This is a genomic window from Cryobacterium sp. MDB2-A-1 (genome assembly GCF_004402675.1).
Classification (GTDB): domain Bacteria; phylum Actinomycetota; class Actinomycetes; order Actinomycetales; family Microbacteriaceae; genus Cryobacterium; species Cryobacterium glucosi.
Genome location: NZ_SOFK01000055.1, coordinates 1 through 22017, shown reverse-complemented (window position 1 = coordinate 22017; position 22017 = coordinate 1). Strand labels below are relative to the sequence as shown.

The 22017-nt window shown below is 61.3% G+C and carries 13 protein-coding genes, 3 pseudogenes, 1 riboswitch and 1 other annotated feature; of the genes and pseudogenes, 12 read left to right on the top strand and 4 right to left on the bottom strand.

The window, feature by feature from the left end; all coding sequences use genetic code 11:
* Nucleotides 1-268: 268 nt before the first annotated feature.
* A pseudogene (locus E3O39_RS18520) lies at nucleotides 269-1009 on the bottom strand (VIT family protein).
* 285 nt (nucleotides 1010-1294) lie between these two features.
* Here E3O39_RS18520 and E3O39_RS18515 point away from each other — a divergent pair.
* Nucleotides 1295-2662: an Nramp family divalent metal transporter gene (locus E3O39_RS18515; RefSeq protein WP_166787409.1), complete on the top strand. Its 1368-nt coding sequence runs from the start codon at nucleotides 1295-1297 to the stop codon at nucleotides 2660-2662.
* A 785-nt stretch (nucleotides 2663-3447) separates the two neighbouring features.
* Here E3O39_RS18515 and E3O39_RS18510 read toward each other — a convergent pair.
* Nucleotides 3448-3765 (bottom strand): annotated as a pseudogene (locus tag E3O39_RS18510) (helix-turn-helix domain-containing protein); the annotation flags it as partial.
* Nucleotides 3766-3927: 162 nt separating this feature from the next.
* Here E3O39_RS18510 and E3O39_RS18505 point away from each other — a divergent pair.
* Nucleotides 3928-4584 carry a DUF1345 domain-containing protein gene (locus tag E3O39_RS18505; RefSeq protein ID WP_134449733.1) on the top strand — a complete coding sequence of 219 codons (657 nt, stop codon included), beginning with the start codon at nucleotides 3928-3930 and terminating at the stop codon, nucleotides 4582-4584.
* 397 nt (nucleotides 4585-4981) lie between these two features.
* Here E3O39_RS18505 and E3O39_RS18500 read toward each other — a convergent pair whose 3' ends face one another.
* The gene (locus E3O39_RS18500) at nucleotides 4982-6892 is read right to left on the bottom strand and encodes a KUP/HAK/KT family potassium transporter (RefSeq protein ID WP_166787408.1); all 1911 of its coding nucleotides are present in this window, start codon (nucleotides 6890-6892) and stop codon (nucleotides 4982-4984) included.
* A 573-nt stretch (nucleotides 6893-7465) separates the two neighbouring features.
* Between E3O39_RS18500 and E3O39_RS18495 the strand changes: the two genes are divergently transcribed.
* Nucleotides 7466-8854 (top strand): glutamate decarboxylase, encoded by a 1389-nt coding sequence (locus E3O39_RS18495; RefSeq protein ID WP_134449731.1) that lies wholly within the window; start codon nucleotides 7466-7468, stop codon nucleotides 8852-8854.
* A 477-nt stretch (nucleotides 8855-9331) separates the two neighbouring features.
* On the opposite strand, the gene E3O39_RS18490 is transcribed toward E3O39_RS18495, so the two are convergent.
* Nucleotides 9332-10684 (bottom strand): LCP family protein, encoded by a 1353-nt coding sequence (locus E3O39_RS18490; RefSeq protein ID WP_241985138.1) that lies wholly within the window; start codon nucleotides 10682-10684, stop codon nucleotides 9332-9334.
* 289 nt (nucleotides 10685-10973) lie between these two features.
* Here E3O39_RS18490 and E3O39_RS18485 point away from each other — a divergent pair, with 289 nt between their 5' ends.
* The 9 genes and pseudogenes from E3O39_RS18485 to E3O39_RS19950 all read left to right on the top strand — a co-directional run bounded on the left by E3O39_RS18485 (nucleotide 10974) and on the right by E3O39_RS19950 (nucleotide 21771).
* Nucleotides 10974-12371: an LCP family protein gene (locus E3O39_RS18485; protein WP_347233236.1), complete on the top strand. Its 1398-nt coding sequence runs from the start codon at nucleotides 10974-10976 to the stop codon at nucleotides 12369-12371.
* 1392 nt (nucleotides 12372-13763) lie between these two features.
* A riboswitch (M-box (ykoK) riboswitch) is annotated at nucleotides 13764-13933 on the top strand.
* Nucleotides 13934-14285: 352 nt separating this feature from the next.
* Nucleotides 14286-15869, top strand: coding sequence for an Nramp family divalent metal transporter (locus E3O39_RS18480; protein WP_241985137.1), 1584 nt, complete (start codon nucleotides 14286-14288; stop codon nucleotides 15867-15869).
* Nucleotides 15870-15930: 61 nt separating this feature from the next.
* A complete protein-coding gene (locus E3O39_RS18475) occupies nucleotides 15931-17229 on the top strand; it encodes a magnesium transporter MgtE N-terminal domain-containing protein (protein ID WP_241985136.1) in 1299 nt (432 codons plus the stop codon).
* A gap of 999 nt (nucleotides 17230-18228) precedes the next feature.
* On the top strand, nucleotides 18229-19128 hold the full coding sequence (locus E3O39_RS18470; RefSeq protein ID WP_134449728.1) for a DUF1003 domain-containing protein: 900 nt from the start codon (nucleotides 18229-18231) through the stop codon (nucleotides 19126-19128).
* Between the two features lie 87 nt (nucleotides 19129-19215).
* Nucleotides 19216-19527: an MgtC/SapB family protein gene (locus E3O39_RS18465; RefSeq protein ID WP_241985139.1), complete on the top strand. Its 312-nt coding sequence runs from the start codon at nucleotides 19216-19218 to the stop codon at nucleotides 19525-19527.
* Nucleotides 19484-20871 (top strand): annotated as a pseudogene (locus E3O39_RS18460) (IS1380 family transposase). The gene E3O39_RS18465 and the pseudogene E3O39_RS18460 overlap by 44 nt, the downstream one beginning before the upstream one ends.
* 182 nt (nucleotides 20872-21053) lie before the next feature.
* Nucleotides 21054-21371 (top strand): transposase, encoded by a 318-nt coding sequence (locus tag E3O39_RS18455; protein ID WP_134449727.1) that lies wholly within the window; start codon nucleotides 21054-21056, stop codon nucleotides 21369-21371.
* Nucleotides 21329-21442: a sequence feature (AL1L pseudoknot), on the top strand. (Overlaps the previous gene by 43 nt.)
* Nucleotides 21374-21625 carry a hypothetical protein gene (locus E3O39_RS19120; RefSeq protein WP_166787407.1) on the top strand — a complete coding sequence of 84 codons (252 nt, stop codon included), beginning with the start codon at nucleotides 21374-21376 and terminating at the stop codon, nucleotides 21623-21625. (Overlaps the previous feature by 69 nt.)
* The gene (locus E3O39_RS19950; protein ID WP_206750899.1) at nucleotides 21571-21771 is read left to right on the top strand and encodes an IS3 family transposase; all 201 of its coding nucleotides are present in this window, start codon (nucleotides 21571-21573) and stop codon (nucleotides 21769-21771) included. The genes E3O39_RS19120 and E3O39_RS19950 overlap by 55 nt, the downstream gene beginning before the upstream one ends.
* Nucleotides 21772-22017 lie beyond the last annotated feature (246 nt).

Below are 22017 nucleotides of genomic sequence, written 5' to 3'. Positions count from 1 at the left end.
TTCTTCGTGAACCGTCCCGCTCTTGCGTCCATGACGAAAATCGTAGCCCGGTATCCCGTGCTCGTTCTGAAAACAGTGGAAAGCATCTCCGATTTTGAGCCACGCAATTTTGTTGTCCGGGATGTGCAACGGAAATGTCGTGAGTCCCGTCCTCACCGCGGTCACGGATGAGGTTGTGCGGCGAGAGTTCCGCGTCGTCCGTGGGAGGGTGTTTGGTGGGTCCGGTCCTTGCCATGTCTGAGCGCGGCGACGTATGAGGGGTGGGCGGCTATGTGGTACCCGAGGAGCCCAAGAGCAAGCCGATTACGAACGTGGACAACAGTGCCAGCGCTCCGCCTAGGACCATCCTGAACGTGGCCCGTCCTCGGGAGCTGCCTCCCAGATGACCTGCAAGTGCCCCTGAAATGGCGAGAACGAGGAGCACGGCCAGGAATGTGACCGGCACCCTTCATGCGTCAGGTGGGAGCAAGATCGCTGCCAGGGGAATGATCCCACCACAAATGAACGAGACAGCCGACGCCAATGCGGCGTTCCACGGGCTTGCAACATCGTTCTCGTCGATGTTTAGCTCAATCGCGAGATGCGCCGCCAAGGCATCATGTTCGGTCAACTCTCCCGCCACTTGTCGCGCAGTTTCAGGGGACAAGCCCCGCGCTTGGTGCATGCCTGCGAGTTCCTCCAGTTCTTGCTCCGGCGTTTCAGCGAGTTCGCGTTTCTCCGTCGCAATCAACGCCCGTTCACTGTCACGCTGGCTGCTTACAGACACATATTCGCCCAAAGCCATTGAAACCGCGCCGCCCATGAGCGCCGCAACGCCAGCAGTCAGAGTAGGTCCCACCACGTGGGTTGCACCAGCTACCCCGACCACAATCGCCGCCACTGACACGATGCCGTCATTGGCCCCCAGCACTCCCGCGCGCAACCAGTTCAGCCGGGTCGACAGGCCCCCACCCTGATGGGGCTCATCAGGATGCGACTCTAGAGGCTCCCGCTTGCCCGGATCCGACATAAGCCGAGTGAACCACATCTCACTCCGCGGAACGCATCGTCGCGCTCCAGGCTTTGGCCATCGCTTTGGCCACGGTTGTCTTGGCCGCAATCATCTGGGCCGTCAGTCGATTGCATCTCCTCCGCGGTCCCACGCTGACCGGACAGCGACACTCTCCGCGGCGCGCCTGCATTCCGAAATGTACACCGACGAAGGTGGCCGGACTCACTGGCAAGGTACTGTAACCATGGCATGCCTTGGCCACGCCGGCGCTGCCCGGATTTAATCGCTGACGTGAGGAACGCTATGACCGTCGAGGAATTGCCTGAAAGTGTCCTGCCGGGCGCGGACATTGCCTCGGAACGGACCGGTCAGGGAAATGGAAAGAGAAACCCGGTTTCGCGTTTTTTCGGTCTCCTTGGTCCGGGTTTGGTTACGGGTGCCGCCGATGATGACCCGTCAGGGATCGCGACGTATTCTCAGGCCGGCGCGACGTACAGCAACAGCATGTTGTGGACGGTCCCTTTAACGCTTCCGTTGATGATGGCTGTGCAAGAGATCTGCGACCGGATGGCCCTAGCCACCGGGCAGAGCCTCGGCGCGCTGATCCGTCGACGGTTTAGCCGCGGATTCCGGGTTGCGATCGGGATTCTTTTGGCCTTGCTGATCATTGCGAATTGTCTGAACCTGGCCGCGGACCTGAATGCGATCGGTCAGGGCATGAACCTGCTGCACGCGGGACCCGCGTTTCTGTGGTCCGCGATCGCCGGTATCGCCATTGTTGCGGCAGTGATGGCGGGGTCCTTCGCGATGATCGGCCGGATCTTCAAATGGTTGTGCATGGTTCTCCTGGTCTACGTCGGAGTCCTCTTCGTTTCCAACGTAGATTGGGCCGACGTTGCCCGAGGCCTCACCGGCGGGCAGATCCAGTTCTCACCGGCGTACTTCGGTTTGATCGTCGGGGTCTTGGGTACCACCATCTCGCCGTACATGTTCTTCTGGCAGTCCGCGCAACGCATCGAGGAACTCCGCGCCGAAAAGCGTGGCGGCGATCACGCGCCGGCTCTGGACGAGAGGCCAAGGCCGGAAGCGGTCCGACGGCTACGCAATGGACGAGTGGACGTGTTCACCGGGATGGCGTTTAGTGTGCTGATCATGTTCGCCATCATTGCCTCCTCCGCAGCCACCCTCGGCGCACACAACAGCCCCGTCACCAGCGCAGCCGAGGCAGCCCAAGCACTCGAACCAATTGCCGGCAATTACGCCGGTATCCTCTTCGCTCTGGGTTTCATCGGCTCTGGGGTACTCGCGGTGCCCGTGCTCGCCGCATCCGGTGCTGCGGGGATGGCAGGGCTTTTGAACAAGAACTGGGGTCTGGACCGGTCCCCCCGGAGAGCGCCCCTGTTCTACGCCCTCCTCGGCGTTGGTATTATCGCCGGCACCATCCTCGCTATCGTCTCCACCGACCCCATCGGGCTACTCGTGCTGTCCGCGATCGTGAACGGCATCGCCGCCGGCCCGTTCCTGATCGTGATGATGCTCATCTCCCGCGACAGAACCATCATGGGCAAATACCGAAACGGTAAGCTCGCCGCAACCATGGGATGGACCGCCACTGCAATCATGTGCGTCGCGGGCGCATATGGCATCTGGTACACCCTCATCGGAAACTAACCAGCCGAAGCGACAGCTGAAGCTTGGACTCAATGGTTTTGGTAGCAGGAACCGGCCTGCACACCCTCGTCGACGAGCGGGCGAATACGTCGATGCGCACGCGGGCATAAAACAGTGGCGCTTCACGCCCGAGTGGCCACAGACGCAGATCTCATCCGTAACGGAACCCTCGTCTGGCCGCCGTTTCTTCGCAACAGCACGCGCTGAGTGTCCTCTGGCGTGACGAGCGGCTTGCGAATCACGCCGGCGCCCGTACTTCGGCCCAATTTGACCCCCACCATCCCGGAAGACAGTTCAGGGGACGTGAGATCGGACGACGCTGATGTCATCGTCTCGCGGCGGAGGAATATGCAGAGGCCCGCGGGCTCGGATTGGTTCGGGAGCCATGACGATAGCTCGCGTTTCGCGGCGGCTGGGCGGATACTTAGAGCGTATTAGTGGACTCAGCGTGGAGGACGCATTATGCAACACAGTGTGGAATCCGGCGGATTCGAGGATCTGAAAGTTGTACAGGTCTCGGCCACCGAATGGCGGGTCAGTGGGCGTTCGTTCGAAGAGCAGAGCCCCGCGGCATTCTGGGGCCTCGTTTGCCAGTGTGGTGAAGCATTCAGTGTGATCCGTCCCGGACGTTTTCCGGAATGGCGTACTTATTGCAGCTTCGATAGGGCTTTGGCGAGCTTTGCAGACTACTCTGACTGAACCGTGCCCGGATGTGGCCCGTCCTACGGTTGCGCTTTACACCAGGTGGCACGTCCCGCTGGGTGTAATTCATTGTTGCCCTGCGATCAGTTAAATTTGGCGGCGTCGCGTGTCAGAATCTGGCCATCAGATTGATCTGGCAGTAGTCCCAAGGCGCGCGCTCGGCCGTAGAAGGTAGCTCGCGACATTCCGAGGTCGAGCGCGACCTGAGCTGCTGGCTCTCCACCTTCCATAAGTCGGCGGGCGTTGCCGACCGGGCTGTCGGTGATGATCCGCGGGCGACCGCCCAGATCCTTGCCGGCCGCGCGCCGTTTAGCGATCGAGTCAAGCACTCGCTCTCGCTTGATTTCGTGTTCCATCTGTCCGAGCGCCGCCATGCTCGTGAACAGCATGGACCCCATCGGAACTTCCTGATTCTCGCCCTACGTCAAACGGCGGACTTGCTCTGAGCTACTGGCCTCAACTCACCCTGACGTAGGGAGGCTAGCGACAAAGACCCAGTAGGGGACATCGACAACACACCGGCAGTTGGTTCTAAATCGTGCGCTTTGTGCGAGGATCTGGGGATGGAGCAGGTGCAGGACTTTCGATCAACAATTTTTCATGCTGGCACGAGGGCGAGCGTGGCTTTCATCGTTGGCGTGCTCGTTGGCGTCGCCTCTGGTCTGATTGTGAAATGGGCATTCGCGCCGGCTATCGGTTGGGTTGGGGCGGCGGTCGTCTTCCTGTCCTGGACGTGGATAGCGGTAGGTCGACTGGATCATTCTGAGACCGCACGATATGCCACTCGAGAAGATCCATCCCGGTTCGCCGCCGAGGTACTCATTCTGTGCGCAAGTATCGCCAGTTTCTGGGCCATTGCGCTCATCCTCATTGAGGCTGGCACCGTGGAAGGACTGGCCAAAGCCGGACTCGTCGCCTTGGCGTTGTCAACGATCGCGGCGTCCTGGCTGATGGTCACCACCGTGTTCACCTTGCGATACGCGCACCTGTACTACAGCAACGAAACCGGGGGCATTGTCTTCAATCAACGCGAGCCGCCCCGGTACTCCGACTTCGCTTACCTGGCCGTGACGATCGGGGCCACGTTCCAAGTTTCGGACACCAATCTGCAAAATCACGATATCCGCATCACCGCGCTGCGCCATTCGTTGCTTTCTTACGTCTTGGGAGTCGTTGTCCTAGCGACAACGATCAACCTCGTTTCCGGACTCGCCCACTAACCATCTGCTTCAGCGCACCACGTACTCGCTCGAGACAAAACGTCTGGAGAAGGAACGAACCATCACCAGTGTTGCCAGAAAGGCGCTCGGGTCCCGGTTTCGTGTTCTGCTCCATACCGGTCAGGGCCCCCGTCCCGGGGCTTGATTCCCGCGCGAGCTCCGTCTCGAAAACTCAGAACTAGACAGCCGTTGCCTGACGGCCTTCTGAGCCCAGATGCGTGCGAGCCTCCCTCAACCCTTTTCGTTCTTCTTCGGCCAAAGGGTCACCGTTGACGATCTTCCTTGACGATCGCTCTTTGCCCGCCCTCTGACCCAACGATGTGGCCGTGAATTTCAGCAAGTGTTAGCAGCCTGGGGTTGTGGGATCGTCAACCGTTTCTTTGAGTTGGTCCGAAGTTTAGAGTAGTGCTTCGCGGGCGAGGACGATGGTTCTGTCTCGGGGAAGCTCGATGACGTCGACGGGGTCGGGTGCGAGCCTGTCGAGGGCTAGGAAGAGGACTTGGGCCCAGCGAAACATTTTGCTCCGCCGGTTGTAGCGGGGTACTGGGGTGGAGATGAAGAATGTTGCGCGTGAGGAAGCGAAATTTACTAGCGCTGTCTTGTCGACGGTGTGAGCTTCGGTCAGCAGTTCTGTCATCCGAGGTTGCTCAAGGAATCCGACTTTTGCGACGACGCGAACGATTCCGGAGGGGAACGTTTCGACGTTGATTCGTTGTTTCATCCCGACGGTGGAGGGGACGTCGACCGTTGACCAGCTCAAGAGGATGGAGCGTTTCTGGAGGGCATGATTTTGAGTGACCATTGTGCGCAGGGCAACGGGCACAATATTTGGATTCCGGGTAATGAACACTGCGTCTCCGGGAACCCGGAACAGGTCCCCTTTGGCGAGTGTGAGAAATGACTCCAGGTCGCTGAGGGGGAGCTCGCCGATGCGTCGTGCGGCGCGGATGCGTTGCTGTCCTATCCACCATGAGCCCATCACTGTGAATATGATTGCGCCGATTGCGAGTGGGAGCCACCCTCCCGAGGTCGCCTTGGGGAGGTTCGCCACGAGGAACGCGAGAGTCACCAGGAGGATTGCGCCTGCGGCGATAATTCTTGGCGTGAGGCGTCTGGAGTGTGCCCAACTCCAGGCCAGGTAGACGATGGTGGTGATGGAGATGGTGGTGGTGACGGCGATGCCGTATGCGGAGGCTAACGCGGCGGATCCTCGGAAGCCAATTGTCACGGCGAGCACAGCAAGTGCAAGTAGGACGTTGATGGCTGGAACGTAGATCTGGCCCTCGTTCTTTTCCGATGTGTGAATTACTCGAAGTGGAGGGAAGAGCCCCAGACGCCACGCTTGATGGATGACGGAGTATGTCCCTGAGATCACAGACTGGGAAGCGATGATCGTGGCGGCCGTGGCGAGGATGACCATGGGGAGTTGACCCCACGCGGGCACGAGGCCGAAGAAGGATGCGGTTGCCTCCTGCGGGTGGCGCAGAGCCAAGGACGCCTGCCCAAGATAGTTGAGGACCAGGGCGGGAAAGACGACCCACATCCATGCGCGCGTGATCGCTTGTCGGCCGAAATGGCCGAGGTCGGCGTAGAGGGCTTCGGCTCCCGTCACGGCCAGAACGATCGCGCCGAGGGCGAAGAAAGCCGTCGCGGGCTGGTCGATGAAGAAAAGTACAACCCAGTGCGGTGAGAGCGCTTGAAGGACCGCGGGGTCCTCCAGGATCGACGCGCCACCCGTCACTGCGAGGACAAGAAACCAGAGCAACATTATCGGGCCGAAGAGCCGCCCGATTGTTCGGGTGCCAAATCTTTGTATCGCAAAAACACCCAGCAAGATCACGACTGCGATCGGCACCACAAGGGCGGACAGGGTCGGCTGGATCACTTCTAGACCTTCTACGGCGGACAGAACCGAGATCGCGGGGGTGATCACGCTATCGCCTAAAAACATTGCGGCACCCAGCATGGCAACAATAGTGAAGGTCGTGAGGGTTCGAGCTTTCAGACCGCTCCGGCGGAGAAGCCCGAATAGTGCGAGAAGCCCACCTTCGCCTCGGTTGTCAGCCCGGATCAGGAAACGCACGTAGAGGATCGTGACAACCAAAGTGAGCGCATAGAGGATGGTCGCCGTCGACCCGTACACATATTCGGCCGACGGTCCGCTGATATCGGAACGACCGGCGTCAAACGTCGTCGTCGCTGCGTAAAGCGGGCTGGTGCCAATATCGCCGAAGACGACACCCATGGCCGCAATCATGGGACCCACAACCAAAGCCGGACCGCGTGCGCTCAATTTTCCCAACTTCACGAATCCTTCTACATCCAAAACAGGCTCACGGCAGCTGGGACCGCTATCGATCCGCTGAACGGTTAGCGTGCGAAGCGGTCTTCCAAGCGCCGCATCAACTAATCCCTGAATCCTAGGGTGCGTGGAGAGCGTTATGTGTGCCGCAGCCGGTATCGTGCGACGTGTCGGCAACCATCGGTGAGCACCAAGTCGACGTGGCCGGCGCCCACTCCAGAGTTTCCACGGACCGCCCCTCTCTGTGAACCTCCGGAAATAGATAGAAGGCCCAGCGGCTGGGGTGCGTGAAGCCCTGTTCGTCCTCGAACGCGGCAGCACCACGAGCAGGGCGGCGATGCGGGTCGAGACGCGGTGGCGGGTTAGAGGGCGGTAGGTGGTCATCGCGCATTCATCTTCGGTGTTTCATCCCGCGAGCTCGACGAAAAATCTTCGACTAGGGCGAGCATTTTTGACATCACCTCCAACACCACCCCGTCGGCGCCGTAGAGCAGCTCGACTGCATACGCCACCCCGACCGGGCTGCCGGCACCGGCGGTTTGTGGTCGATTCCCGGCCCGATACGGCAGCATGGACCCCATGCAGGCCAACCCAGAGTTCAATCCGGAGTTCTTAGAGATCAACCCGCTTTTCGCGCGCCCGGGTGAGGACGCTGTTGCCCCACGTTATGTGCTCGGCACGGAGCCGATGGAGGCGGAGACGGCGTACCAGATCATCCACGACGAGATCATGCTCGACGGCAATGCCCGGCTGAACCTCGCGACCTTTGTCGGCACCTGGATGGACGATCACGCCCGCCGGCTCTACACGGAGGCCTTCGACAAGAACATCGTCGACAAGGACGAATACCCCCAGACCGCCGCGATCGAGGAGTACTGCTGGCGGATGATCGCGGGCCTCTGGCACGCGCCCGAGCCGCTGGACACGATCGGCACGTCGACGGTCGGGTCCTCGGAGGCGTGCATGCTCGGTGGACTGGCCCTGAAGCGACGTTGGCAGCAGGCCAGGCGGGCGGCCGGGAAGCCGAACGGGCAGCCGAACCTCGTGATGAGTTCCGCGGTGCAGGTGTGTTGGGAGAAGTTCTGCAACTACTGGGACGTCGAGGCGCGCTTCGTGCCCCTCAGCGAGGAGCATCCGAGCCTCGACGGCCACAATCTCGCGAGCTATGTCGATGAGAACACGATCGGCGTCGTCGCGATCATGGGGGTGACGTACACCGGCGCCTACGAGCCGGTCGCGGCCATCGCCGCGGCCCTCGATGAGATCCAGGAACGTACCGGCCTGGACATTCCTATCCATGTCGACGCGGCATCCGGGGGCATGATCGCGCCCTTCCTGCAGCCGGAGCTGGAGTGGGACTTCCGGTTGGAACGGGTGCACTCGATCAACACGTCCGCGCACAAGTACGGTCTCGTGTACCCGGGCCTGGGCTGGATCGTCTGGCGTTCGAAGGACCTGCTGCCGGAGGAGCTGATCTTCCATGTCAGTTACCTCGGCGGAAGCATGCCCACGTTCGCCCTCAACTTCTCCCGACCTGGCGCGCAGGTCCTCCTGCAGTACTACCTCTTCCTCCGGCTCGGGTTCGAGGGATACCGTGCCGTGCAGCAGGTGTCCCAGGACGTTGCACGATTCCTTGCGCGCGGCATCGGGAAGATCGGCGCCTTCACCCTGTGGAATGACGGTTCAGATATCCCGGTGTTCGCGTGGCGGCTCACGCCCGGCCACACCCGGAATTGGAACCTGTTCCACCTGTCGGACCGGCTGCGTTCCCATGGTTGGCTCGTCCCCGCGTACCAGATGCCCGACGACCTGTCGGAGATGACGGTGCAACGGATCGTTGTGCGCAACGGGCTCAGCATGGACCTGGCCGCGCGCCTGCTCACAGTCATCGAGCAGGAGACGGCGTACCTCGACAGGCTCGAGGGGCCGATGCCGGTCGAAGGGCAGCAACCCGGCTTCACTCACTGACACCCCGCGGCGGTCGTCCGTACAGCAGATTTCCCTCACGATTCGGTTGGGCGCCGCCTTGCCAAATGCGGCCATGAAGGAGACCCGGTCACGGTCACGGCAGGCGTGGTGGCGGCGTCGACCATGAGGGGGATAGCGGCAGGGGAGCACTGAACGAAAAAGTGAACCGCACTCCTAGAGCGAGGGGTTCTCTGACAGGCGCCGGTAGACAGTGTGGTGAGAAGCCTCGCTCAGCCAAATACCTGGCAGTCTGCGGCCGGCGGTGTCGATTGGGTTGACGAGGACAGTTGGAACGTGGCCGTGTTGGTCACGTTTGACCATGACCACAAAAGTTTGGCCCCAAGCATCGTTCGTCTGGAGAGTCACGGCCGTCCACATTGTTGACATCGGGTTTCCCTCAGCGTATTAGGTCTTGTGGAGTGTAGAAGTTCGGTGGGCCTCCTCACAGCAGTTCGCGAGGTCGGGGGTGGACAGGGGTTAGTCAATGCATGCGTTGCCCGCGAAGTGTTGTTCCCCTGCGCTGGGTGACGCGGCTGGGGCTGGAGGCGCTGCTGGAGCTGCTGGAGCTGCGGTTGGCACGGTGACCTGCTTGCCGTCGGTTCCGAGGACGAGAGTGATATCGGTGCCAGTGCCGGTGCTGACCGGGTCGGCACCGGGAATGAATGCGGCGAGTGCCTTGGCGTCGCCCTCTTTCCCTGGCGGGTATTCGATGGTGGTGTTTGGGCGTGCGGACGTTGAACTTGGCACGCCGGTTGCGAATCCGAGGGATTTGAGGGTGGCAGTGTTTGTGGCGGCCGCGCCGTTTGTTGAGCCGCCATTGAGAACAGTGACCGTAACGTCGGATACCGGTGACGCGGTTGCTGTCGTATAGGCGGTGGCCGTCCCGATGATGCCGGAAATGAAGGCCGGCATTGCGGCCTGGTCTACTTGCACTACGGACACGTCCGCGCCGTTAACGGTGATTGTCGGTGTTCCGGAGACTGGGATGGTGGTGGAGGTGATGTTGCTCGGGTTCAGGCCGCCGAATCGGGTGGCCAAATCGAGCAGATTCAGGCCGGGATCTGTTTGCAGTGACGCACTGACCGCATCAAGGACTTGGGGGAGTTTGACGGGGTCAAGTAGCGTACCGGCTGAGAGCAGTTGGCGTGCCTCCATGGAAAGGAAATACCTCTGGCGCACCTCACGGTCCAGATCGCCTTGGGGCAGGCCGTGCCGTTGACGGACGAATGCGAGCGCTTGCTGGGCATTCAAGGTGGAAATGCCAGCGGGCAAGTTGATGGTGGAATATGGGTCGTTCACTGCGGCGTTCAGGCAGACCTGGATGGGCCCGAGGGCCTGAGCGATGTTATAGAAACCCATCATGGAGACCCGAACGAAATGGTCGATGGTTAGCCCTGTCATGTTTTGAATCACGCTCGTGAGTAGCTGCGCGCCGCCCACGTCGCCCGCATCGTTCTCGCTGCCGAAGGCGAACGCAGCATTGAGCTTGTTCTTGCCGAAACCGGGGATATCGACCCAGGAGTCGCGGGGGAAGGAGATCAGTGTCGGTGAGTCGCCGTTAGCGGGGAGGTGGAGGACTATCATCGTGTCCGTGCTCGTCCCGCCCCCGTCTTGCTCAGTGCCCAGCTGGGCAAGTTGGGCTGCGGTGGCGTTGGCGGGGCGGTGATCATCACCCACGAGGAGGATGTTCTGATCTTGGCCATCCAGGTCCCGGCTCGGAGCATTCGCCGAGGAGATCGCATCAATATGCGTGATCCCAGCAGCGAATCGTTGATAGTTATAGATCGCATAACTGCTTCCCGCGAGCAGGGCGACGACCACAACAATCACGAACCAACGTGTTATCACCTGCCGACGGCGCCTACGACGGGGGCGGTCAGCGGGACGGTCAGTGGACATGACGGTGCTTCCGATAGGACAGCAGGCAGTCGCGTAGGTAACAATGAAGCACGTCCCTATATAAGGCCCTCGACCCGGGAAAGGCCCGAAGGACACTCCCGCACCGAGCCCGAACGCAGCCTGGTCCCAGCTGCACTCTCGATTCCCCGCGCTCCGGCTGCTGACAGAGCCACGAACCGCTCGGTGGGTTCCCAGCAGTTGCCTACTCGCGTTGTATAAGGTGCGGAGCAAGCGTGTTGTTTTTGACGGGGTAGCCGCCGATCTGCAGGAGAAAGCCGGGGTCAACGTGACGGAAAAGCCGCCGCTACCGCTTCGGACGCGAGCGCATTCCTTGGGTGCCCCTATTCGCCACGGACGGTTGCAGCGGCGTAGCCCGTGGCAAACCGTGAGGGTCGCGCTCGTGTTCTCTGTGAGCGTTCTCCTGGTCAGTGGGGGGACTATTGCAGCTGTTGCCACGTGGGATGTTGCCCGCAGCGTGAAACCGGGCGTGCATCTCGCCCACCTCGCGGACACACCCGGGAGCACTGCTGCGCTTGCGGTAGACGTCGCAGCCATTTCCGGCGGGGTCGATCTACTCCTGACGGGAACGGATACCCGGTCCGGGCAGGGTGGGGCTTTTGCGACGGGCGCAGGTTTGGCGGGAAGTTCCGGTGCGGGCAATAACGATGTCACCCTGTTATTACACATTTCGAAAAACCATCAGAACGTGAGTGTGATCAGTTTCCCTAGGGATCTCATGATCCCTGTTCCTGCGTGTCCGCAATCTGATGGGTCGACGGCGTCGGCGTCCAGTCGGGTGATGTTGAACGCGACGCTCGCCCGCGGAGGGCTTTCCTGCGTGGTGCTCACGATCGAAAAACTGACCGGCGTTCAGATTCCTTTCGCCGCCCAGATCAGTTTCGACGGGGTCACGGTGATGTCCAACGCCATCGGCGGCGTCACCGTGTGTGTGGCCTCCCCGATCGACGACCTCTACACGAATCCGCCCTTGCATTTGGCGGCCGGACAGCAGAGCATCGTCGGTGACATGGCCTTGTCGTTCCTGCGGAGCAGACACGGTGTCGGTGACGGCAGCGACCTGGGCCGCATCAGCAACCAGCAAGTGTTCATGGCCGCGTTGGCCCGGAAAGTCGAAACGGGCGGCGTCCTCGGTAACCCTGTCATGCTGTACTCCCTGGCCAAGGCGGCGACAGACAACATGGTCCTCTCTGACACCTTGACCAATCCCACGACTCAGGTTCAAATTGCGCTCGCGCTCAAAGACACCGGCTTGGCGAACATGGTCTTCCTTCAGTACCCCGCTGTGGCCGACCCGCAGGACGTGAACCGCGTCATCCCGCAGAAGGAGGGTGCTGCTGTCGTGAACGCAGCTCTCGTCGCTGACCAGCCCATTCAGCTCAGCGGTGCCCCCGGTCGGGCAGCCGTTCTCGACAAATCTGCGCCCGCGGCCCCGAATCCCACGCCAACTTCCCTCTCGACTCCTGTGCCGGGCAAGACTGGACCGGCCACCACACCCACCCCTGTACAGGCGGCCACGCCCGGCCCCGGGGGCGCCGTCCTCCCGACGACCGTGACGGGACAAACAGCAGCTCAACAAACCTGCAGCAAAGGAAACTAGGGCGCTCGACCCCTCCCGGAAATCCACGCTGGGTCATAACGGAAGTAGCGCTTTGAGACACGCGGATACGGTACCTGTCTGACGCGAAAGCCTATTTTCCGGCGGGAGCAGGGGAGAGGGATTGCTTCGTGGGCAGAAAGTCCCCGGAACACGGATACCTCCCGCATCCCTGTTGGCCTTGTCCCGGCGTCGATATCCGCAACTCGACGCTTTTGTCCCTCGGGTCCTCGGGTCCTCGGGTCCTCGAATGCAACCCAGACCAGCGACTTCTGCGCATTCATCACCACTCGTGGGAAAGCACCACTTGGATATCGGCGCGGGAACCGGTCGACAGTACCTCAGCTGCCAGTTTGCTCGGTGTTAGCATCGCGGGCACGCTGGGCAGCGTCGTGCTGGAGCGGCGGCAACCAGCGTGGAGAACTGGAGATCGCAGGTTAGAGGGAGCTTCCCAAGGGGTTGAGGGGGTGCAGGTTGCGGTCGAAGTCGTATCGGAGGAGTTGCCCGGTCGGGAGTTCAGCGTCACGGGTCTGCCGAGCATGGCTGTTGTTGAGAATGATCCGTAGTTGAGTAATAACGTGCGGATCTGCAATGAGAAGTATGGTTTGCCGGTCGGAGAGCAGCGGCATGAGCAAATCTGTGACGAACGACCGCATCGAAGTGGATACGACGTTCTTGGTGTCAATGTCTGCTGATAGTTCGAGCCTGCTCGGCGGGCTGAACGAGGTCGAAGTTGCGTCACCGGTGTTGCCAGCTTCGGGGGACGACTCGGTTCGCGACAACCAGCCGGGCCGGAGTGAGGGGTCTTGGCGCCGTGCGCTTTGGGGACGATCCCAGGGCTCTTCAACGTCCAGTCGACGGTCGGAGCGGACAACGCGCGGTAGGTGACGCAGTTCCGTCAGTACCGCTTGAGTGAGCGGGATACAGCGCGGTTCGCAGGGCGTGAGGACCATGTCTGGTGCGATCCGGAAGAGATTTAGTCGGTGAGCGGCCAGACGCGCCTGGGCGGTGAACGTCGGGTCCGTCATCGTGCGGAGAGGAAGGTCACGCCCGGGATCAGACCGGGAACCGGCTGCGACCTGGTTCGCGGTCAGTGGCAGCAGGATGAGGGATCCGAACGAGTGCATCCCTGTCCTCTGCTTCCTCAAGACTTGGTCTCGACTTAGGTCCTCGCCCTTGGCGTTCTGGTCTTTCCGGGTCCAATGAAGGGTTGGACCGGGGGGATCTAGTCGAGTTGAGCACTTTAGGACGCCGCGCGCTAGCAAGGTAAAGCTATCCATGTTGCCGCGACGCCATACGGCTGGCCGTTTAGCGTCGCGGCAAGGTGAACGCTTGTGGAACATTGACAGCCGCGATTGCTTCTGTTGGGGTCTCCGCGTACAGTCATCTTTGCAGGGCGCCGTTCGTTAGCTGAGGCTCCTTTGTGGATATAAGCCAGCGACCCCCAACGTCCAGAGACGCCCCGGGTCAGGACAGGTTTTCCCGGAACAAGGGATTGCCCCGATTGGCTCCCGGTTTCCGGGTTAACGCCGCAAAGTGCCAAAGGTCTTACGAGGAGAGGTTACCTCGGCCGGTCTGGTCGGACTCTTCGTGTGCGCTGAGCAAAGCGGAGGGAGCACGTCAATGAGCGAGAGCCATAGACCCTACCTCCTGCCGACCACGCACACCAGGTAGCAGTCTGCCTGCACACGCCTGTCTGGTGGCGTGCCCCGGTGATCGCAGCCCGGCCAGGTCATATTTTCTCGCCCGGCCCTGTGGTTTCCACGGTGCTCCCGACATCGCCGGCCCTCGTCGGGCCGCGTTTGATCGGCTCCCGGATCCTGTCTTTTCATTTCCTGCAGAAAGTTCACCATGGATACAACGTCAAACCTCGTTCCTCCGACCGGGCCCGTGTCAGCGGTCCTGGATTCCGCGCACGTGGGCGATATCGAAGGGGCCATGGGCACGATTCGACTCGGCGATGATGCGCCGCGGCGGGGCGTGCGGGCAAAACTGCGTACCCTTTTGGCCATTCTGGGTCCTGGACTGATTGTGATGGTCGGCGACAACGACGCTGGCGCGTTTGGGACCTACACGCAAGCTGGCCAAAATTATGGGACCACATTGCTGTGGACGTTGCTGCTGCTGGTACCCGTCCTCTACGTGAACCAGGAAATGGTGTTGCGGTTGGGGGTGGTCACGGGGGTGGGCCATGCCCGGCTCATCTTGGAACGTTTTGGAAAGTTCTGGGGAGCCTTCAGCGTCATTGACCTGTTCATCCTGAACGCGCTCACCATCGTGACCGAATTCATCGGTATCAGTTTGGGCTTGCAGTATCTGGGCATCCCGCAAATTCCCGGCGTAATTGTTGCAGCCGTGCTCGTGCTCGGCGCCGTCAGCACCGGGTCTTTTAAACGGTTCGAACGCGTCAGCATGGTTCTTGTTGCCGGGTCCCTCTTGTTGGTCCCCATTTTCTTTCTGTCGGGCCCGAATCTGGGCGAGATGGCGACCAATTTTGTGCTCCCCGGGATGCCACCCGGGTCCCAACTTTCCACGGTGATGCTGCTCATCATCGGGATCGTCGGCACGACCGTCGCCCCGTGGCAGTTGTTCTTCCAACAGTCCTATGTAATTGACAAGCGCATCACGCCCCGGTTCATGAATTACGAAAAGGTCGACTTGTGGATCGGGATCTTGATGGTCATCGTCGGTGCGGCCGCCATCATCGGCTTCACGTCCGCCACCTTCACCGGCCGGCCCGAATTCGGCAACTTCACTGACGCACTCGGGGTCGCAGAAGGCCTCGGCAAGTTTGTCGGACCTGGCGTGGGAGTGATGTTCGCGATCGCGTTGATCGACGCGTCCATTATTGGTGCGGCCGCAGTAGGTTTGTCGACTTCATACGCGTTGGGCGACGTGTTGGGGTTGAAGCACTCCCTGCACCGCAAACCGTGGGAAGCGAAAGGCTTCTACGCCGTATTCGCCGCACTCCTCGGCCTGGCAGCCACGATTGTTCTGATTCCCGGTGCGCCGCTGGGACTCTTGACCGTGGGAGTACAGACTCTCGCCGGGGTGCTGCTACCTTCAGCCACGGTCTTCCTCTTGTTGCTCTGCAACGACAAAGACGTGCTGGGCCCCTGGGTCAACGGCAAATGGTTGAACCTGTTCACGTCTGTTGTCGTCGCCGTGCTGGTCATGCTTTCCATCATCCTCACAGCCAGCGTTCTCTTCCCAGACATCACGGGAGAGACAATCTTGTCCATCCTCGGCGGGGGCAGTGTCTTGGGAATTCTTGTCGGAGCGACTGCCCTGGTCCTTCGCCGGCGACGCCCGGCCGGTGATGCGGTGCTCCCGATGGAACACAGTCAACGTCTCCGTTGGCGGATGCCACCCCTCACCCTCCTCGCCCGCCCGGAGCTCTCCACCGGTCGGACCATCGGATTGGGCGTGCTGCGCGCCTACCTGATCCTCGCTATGGTCCTCGTCGTGGTCCGCGTCGTCCAGCTCGCACTGGGCCACTAGCCGCGAGCACCATATTCTCAATACCGCCCCGACAACGCGCCACCTCTACCTAGCCTTGTTCGTGAAAGAAGCCACTGTGTCTAACTCTCCCGTTCCAACAACAACTAAATCTGCTCTGCGTCTTTCCCAACTCCTGCGCCATGCCGTGGTCGACAGCCAAGGAAAACAACTTGGCAAACTCGCTGACGTCATTGTGCGCCTCAGGGGAGATGACTACCCCCTCGTGACCGCGCTCGTGGTCAAAGTGGGTTCCGAAACCATCTACGTCCCGATCGCCGACGTCGCAGCCCTGGAACCCAATCGAGTCGAGCTCACCACAGCCCGCTTGAACGTGCGGGCATTCCAGCGCCGCCCGGGCGAGGTCCTACTCAACGCTGACGTCCTGGGCCACCGCCTCATCGACGTGCACATGGCATCCCTCGTCCGTGCTCACGACATTTACCTCAGCTCCGACACCGCCACGTGGGCTGTCACAGGATTGAACGTGCACCAAACCCACTGGTGGTCCACCCGGAAGACCATCTCCACCGACCCGGCACGGGACTGGAAATCCTTTGAAGCCCTCATCGGCCACGAACCCTCGGTCCTCGTTCGCGCCCCGTTTGGGAAATTACGCCGTCTCAAAGCAGCCCAAATTGCAGACCTCATCGAAACGGCAGACGCTAAAGAGCAAAGCGAACTCCTCACTCAAGTCCACAACGACCCGGAATTCGAAGCAGACGTCTTTGAAGAACTCGACGAAGACAGCCTCACCCATCTCCTCAAATCCCGAAGTACTGCTGACGTCGCTTCTGTTCTGACCCGGATGCGGGCAGATGACGCGGCCGACGCCATCACTGACCTCCCCCAGGCACGACGCCGGGAAGTCCTCGCTCTGCTCCCTGAACCCCAACACACCAAAGTTCTGGCCCTGCTGGGCTACCACACTGCAACGGCAGGGGGCCTCATGGGTGTGGAATACCTCGCTCTGGCGGAGCACGCGACCATCCAAGACGCCCTTGATCTCATTCGCACCTCGACAACTCAACAACCGGAAGCCCTCACCACCATTTACAGCACCGCCGACGACGGAACACTCCGTGGTGCGATCAGTATCATCCGCGCCCTCCAAACAGACCCGCACCGTCCCCTCCGCGAAGTCGCTGACCCTGATCCCGTTCACGCCGCACCACAAGATGACATCATCGACGTCACCACCCGCATGGCTGACTTCAACCTCCTCACCCTCCCGGTCCTCGACGAAAGCGGCCACATCCTCGGCATCATCACCGTCGACGACGCCCTCGAAGCCGCCCTGCCCCAGGACTGGCAACGCCGCGAACCCCAAACCCACGCCTCCCTCACCCCTGGCGCCGTGTGAGATCGTGCCGTCTTTTCGAACAGCGGCTCCTCCCAGTGAAGGATCGTCGAATCCAGAGCAGCGTTACGATTTCACTGAGATAGCGGCGGAGGAAATGGGCTCGGATCTCCGCTGACACGATCTCAGTTCCGCGCTACGTAGAGGCGATTCGGCGACACCGGCTGTGAAGTGTTTTCTTCTCTCCGGTTCTTTTCTCACCGAATTCGTAATGGTGACCGAGAGTGAGCTGCCGTGGAGATTTCGGACAGCGGAATTAGGCCGTGGGGAGCGACCAGCCCAAGCGCCAGTCAAGCTGCCGCCCCAACACTGGGAACCCAGGTCTGTGAGGATCTACACGTCGCTTATCATGAGCGTCATGGTGAGTATTCGAGGGCCTGAGCCCCACTCGATCGTGCGCTTGAGCCCCATCGATAGCGCGCAAGAGCACCAGTGGTGGTGTGGCTCAGCACCACGGGCGCTCTCCGTCATCGATTACGCGGCGGCGAGGGATGTATGCTCGCGCATGTGCCATGACCGGGCAGGTCTCGTGTCCACCAGCGGGCAAACCTGGTGGCCGCCTACGCCCAGTTCCAATTGGCCATGGATAAACCGGCTCGACCGCCGGAGGACGGCCAGCGCCGCGTCGAAGCCGGCCTCGTCGCTGAAGGGGGTCTCGAAGATTTTGGCCGTCACCGTGACGGTTGCTCTCCCGATCCGCGCCGCCCATTCCTCGATCCGACCTCGGTCCCAGGTTTGGAAGGTGCTGCCTTCGACATCCCCTGGGCGGAGTGGATCGCCCGTCGCGACAGACCCTGATTTCGCAGCTGCAGGATCTGCTTCGCTTTGATCTTCCGTACCATTGCCGGGACTCCTGCCACCATGTGGCGATCACATGCTGGGAGGAGCTTTTCAGGTGGTGCTCAACCACGCCGGCAGTGGGGCTGAACGATACAAATCAGGCATCTCAACAGTGGGGCTCAACCGCACCACAAGTGGTGCCCAACGAAGCCAATATTCATCATGGACCACACCCGCGAATTGAGACCTTCCAAGAGAACGGCGCCCACTGACGCTGCTGCGGCCAGTGAGGATGCACATCTTGGCCTAAATGCTCGACTTGGACTTTTTCTCACCAGCAAGGTCGGATCCATGTGGTCCGTTTACATCACTATCGTTTTCGTCTTCGTCTGGATTGTCCTGGCCAGCGTCGGACCGTTACATAAGACTGACCCTTACCCGTTCCCTTTCCTACTGTTCCTGGGCAACTTGGTGCAGCTGGTACTCGTGTTCGTGATCCTCGTAGGCCAGGGTGTACTCGGCCGCAGTTCTGATCATCGTTCCGAACGCACCTTCAGAGACGCTGAAACGATTCTCAGCGAGGTCCTCACACTGCATTCCCACCTGGTGAAACAAGACCGCATCCTCAACAAGGGCGTCGAGCTGGTCAAATCGAGTGCGCACCCGCGGGTGAAGGAACGGGAGACGATAAAACCGACTACGGTCGGGGAGCAATATGTGGGACTCAATGGTCGTATCGCTGCCGCAAGTACAAGGGCCGTCAGCACAATGTGGGCTTTCTATTTTGCTGTGTTTTTCCAGTTTGGGTGGATCGGATTGGCCTTGACCGGAATCATCACCTTCGACCCCTACCCATTCGCGTTTCTCCTCTTTATTTCCAGCCTCCTCCAACTGGTGTTCATGTTCGTCATCATGGTCGGGCAAGATGTACTCGGCCGGGCCGGTACCCAACGCGCCGAGCAGACTTACCTTGACGCAGAAGCAGTCGTCCATGAATGCCGCAGACTTCAGCGCCACCTCACACAACAAGACAAAGCAATAGTCGCGATCTGCAATTACATCGAATCCGAAGCCCCCCAAGACCACCCCATCAGACAAACACTGCCCACCGTCACATTCTAAAAAACATACAAAGAAGAGTGAGTGGCTGTGAACCCAACGGATTTTGAATTCGCGCTTCGCCTGCTTCTAGCCACCGGGTGTGGCCTGATGATCGGTCTCGAACGTCAATTTCGCTCACGAACGGCTGGGCTGAGGACTCAGGCCCTCGTAGCGGCGGGCGCCGCAGTATTTGTGCTGTTCGGAGAGCAAGCCGGTGTTCCCCAGGCACCCCTGCAATGTCGCGCCCCGGGTTTAGCCTCGATCCACCGATCGGGGTGGGGATCTAACGGCGCGTTAAACCGAGAATGCCTGGCTTGTCAGGGAAAATTGTACTTACGACAGTGCAAATCGTCCCGAGAAGAAAGGCATCTCGTAGATGCAAGTTTCCCACAGCGTGCGGGCTGTCTCCGCGTCATTTGATGACCCGAATCTCGTGTCGGCTGCGGGTCTGGTCCCGGTCCTGGCACTCGCCGAGGAAGCGGGCCTGCACCGTCTGGCCGACCAGTGGTTGAGCGTTCCGATGGACAAGGGCGCCAACGCCGGGTTGAAGGTCGCCTCCCTCGTGGGCGGCATGGTCGCCGGCGCTGATTCCATCGATGACATGGCGGTGCTGCGTCACGGCGGCATGCGGAAGGTCTTTGGCTCCTGTTACGCACCCTCGACCCTGGGGTCGTTCCTTCGATCGTTCTCTTTCGGCCATGTGCGTCAGTTTGATGCGGTCGCGTCCCGGTTCCTCCAGGGCCTCGCCATCCAAGCCCCGCTCCTTGTGAAGGAGGCCGACGCCGCCGGCTACGTGTTCCTCGATATTGATGACACCATCATCGAAGTACACGGTCATCAAAAACAAGGCTCCGGTTACGGATACTCCGGGGTTCGCGGGATCAATGCTTTCCTCGCGACGGTGAAGACGGATGCGTCCGCGCCGATCATTGTCGGGCAGCGGTTACGGCGGGGCGCGTGCGGGTCGCCGCGCGGAGCGGCTCGGATGGTTCGCGACGCCCTCGCGACCATCAAACGTCTCAATGGCCTGGCCTCCGCCCGAGTGTTGCTCCGGGCCGATTCCGCGTTCTACGGTTACGCCACGATGAGCGCGGCGATCACTGCGGGCGCGGCCGTGTCAGTCACGGCCCGGATGGATCCGGCCGTGAAACGCGCGATCACGTCCATTCCCGATACCGCTTGGGAGGCCATCGAATACACCGACGCTATCTACGACGAGGCCACGAAAGCCTGGATCAGCGCGGCCGAAGTCGCCGAGATACCGTTCACCGCGTTCACGTCCCGGAAGAAGAGCGAGCACATCACTGGCCGCCTCGTCGTGCGGCGAATCCCGGAACTGAACAAGAAAGACCTCGAGCACCCCACCCTCTTTGATACGCACCGCTTCCACACGTTCTTCACCACCAGCGACCTACCCACGGTCGCCGCGGACAAAACCCATCGCGCTCACGCGGTGATCGAGCTCGTCAACGCGGACCTGAAGAACAGCGCCCTCGCACACCTGCCCTCTGGCGTGTTCACCGCGAACGCCGCCTGGCCGTGATGGCCTTCAACCTCACCCGCGCCGCGGCGACCATCGCCGGCGCAGGGCTGGCCAAAGCGACCACGGCCACCATCCGCCGAAAACTCGTCACCGTCCCAGCCAGGATCGCATCATCCGCCAGACGCATCATGCTTCACCTGCCGGAGCACTGGCCATGGGAAACCGCGTGGACCGCCCTGTTCCGCCACAGCACCGAGCGACCCCGACCCGCTCCCAGCTGACGACAAAACCCCCGACCCAAGCGATCAGGACCACGAGTGGAACACCACGGGCAGCGAGGCCCCGCACTCAACCGCGCCCGACAACCCTGACCCGGGTCAAATCAGAATCCGACCCAAGCCCCAAACCGATCGGTGGATCCAGGTTTAATGGAAGTTCTTGATCCCCTGAAAGGTTGAGAATCATGGTGAATAAGAAGTACCCGGAGGAGTTTAAGGAGCGGGCTGTGCGTCTGGTGCTCGCATCTCAGAGCGAGGCCGGCGGACGACGGGGCGCGTGCGCCCGGGTCGGTCAGCAGCTGGGCTTGTCGGCGGACACGCTGCGGAAATGGGTGGCGCAGGCCGAGATCGACACGGGCACCCGGCCGGGCGTGATGACGGACACGGCGGCCCGGCTGCTGGAGCTCGAGCGAGAGAACCGAGAGTTGCGGCGGGCGAACGCGATCTTGCGGAGTGCGTCGGCTTTCTTCGCGGCGGAGCTCGACCGCCCCTCGATCAGGTAGTCATGTTCATCGACGAGAAGAAGAGCGAGTTCGGGGTCGAGCCGATCTGCCGGGAGTTGCAGGTCGCCCCGTCAAGCTACTACGCGGCGAAGTTCCGGCCGCCCTCGAAACGGTCCGTGTCCGACGCGGTGACCGCGGCCCGGATCCATGCCGTGCACAAGGACAACTTCGGTGTTTACGGGGCTCGGAAGGTGCACGCGTGCAACTCCGCCGCGACGGGCACCCGGTGGCCCGCTGCACCGTCGAACGCCTGATGCGCCGCGAGGGCCTACGCGGGGTGCGACGCTCGAAGAGCCCCCGGACCACGATTCCCGGCCCCCTCGCGGAACGCCCCGAGGACCTCGTGAAGCGGCACTTCACCGCGCCAGCACCGGACTGTCTCTGGGTGGCGGACATCTAATACCGACGTCGGCATTAGATGTCCCAGGACCACACCTGCCCAGGCCCGGTCGCTACCAGCACCGGCTTCTGGCGGGGTGTTCGAGACCCACGCCCGGTGGGCACGACGGGGCGGGTGCTCTGATCGGTGAGGTCGGCGGCGATCCGTCACCAGGACCGGCGCCCGGCGAGCATCACACCCTGGTCCCAGACGCTCGCAAAGGTGTGATCGACGGAATGCCCCGCCGTCCACCCCGTCGTGATCTGT

Coding starts and splice junctions, on each gene's coding strand:
- E3O39_RS18515 (WP_166787409.1), top strand. CDS start 1,295: ATGACCGTCGAGGAATTGCCTGAAAGTGTCCTGCCGGGCGCGGACATT.
- E3O39_RS18505 (WP_134449733.1), top strand. CDS start 3,928: ATGGAGCAGGTGCAGGACTTTCGATCAACAATTTTTCATGCTGGCACG.
- E3O39_RS18495 (WP_134449731.1), top strand. CDS start 7,466: ATGCAGGCCAACCCAGAGTTCAATCCGGAGTTCTTAGAGATCAACCCG.
- E3O39_RS18470 (WP_134449728.1), top strand. CDS start 18,229: ATGGACCACACCCGCGAATTGAGACCTTCCAAGAGAACGGCGCCCACT.
- E3O39_RS18465 (WP_241985139.1), top strand. CDS start 19,216: ATGATCGGTCTCGAACGTCAATTTCGCTCACGAACGGCTGGGCTGAGG.
- E3O39_RS18455 (WP_134449727.1), top strand. CDS start 21,054: ATGGTGAATAAGAAGTACCCGGAGGAGTTTAAGGAGCGGGCTGTGCGT.
- E3O39_RS19120 (WP_166787407.1), top strand. CDS start 21,374: ATGTTCATCGACGAGAAGAAGAGCGAGTTCGGGGTCGAGCCGATCTGC.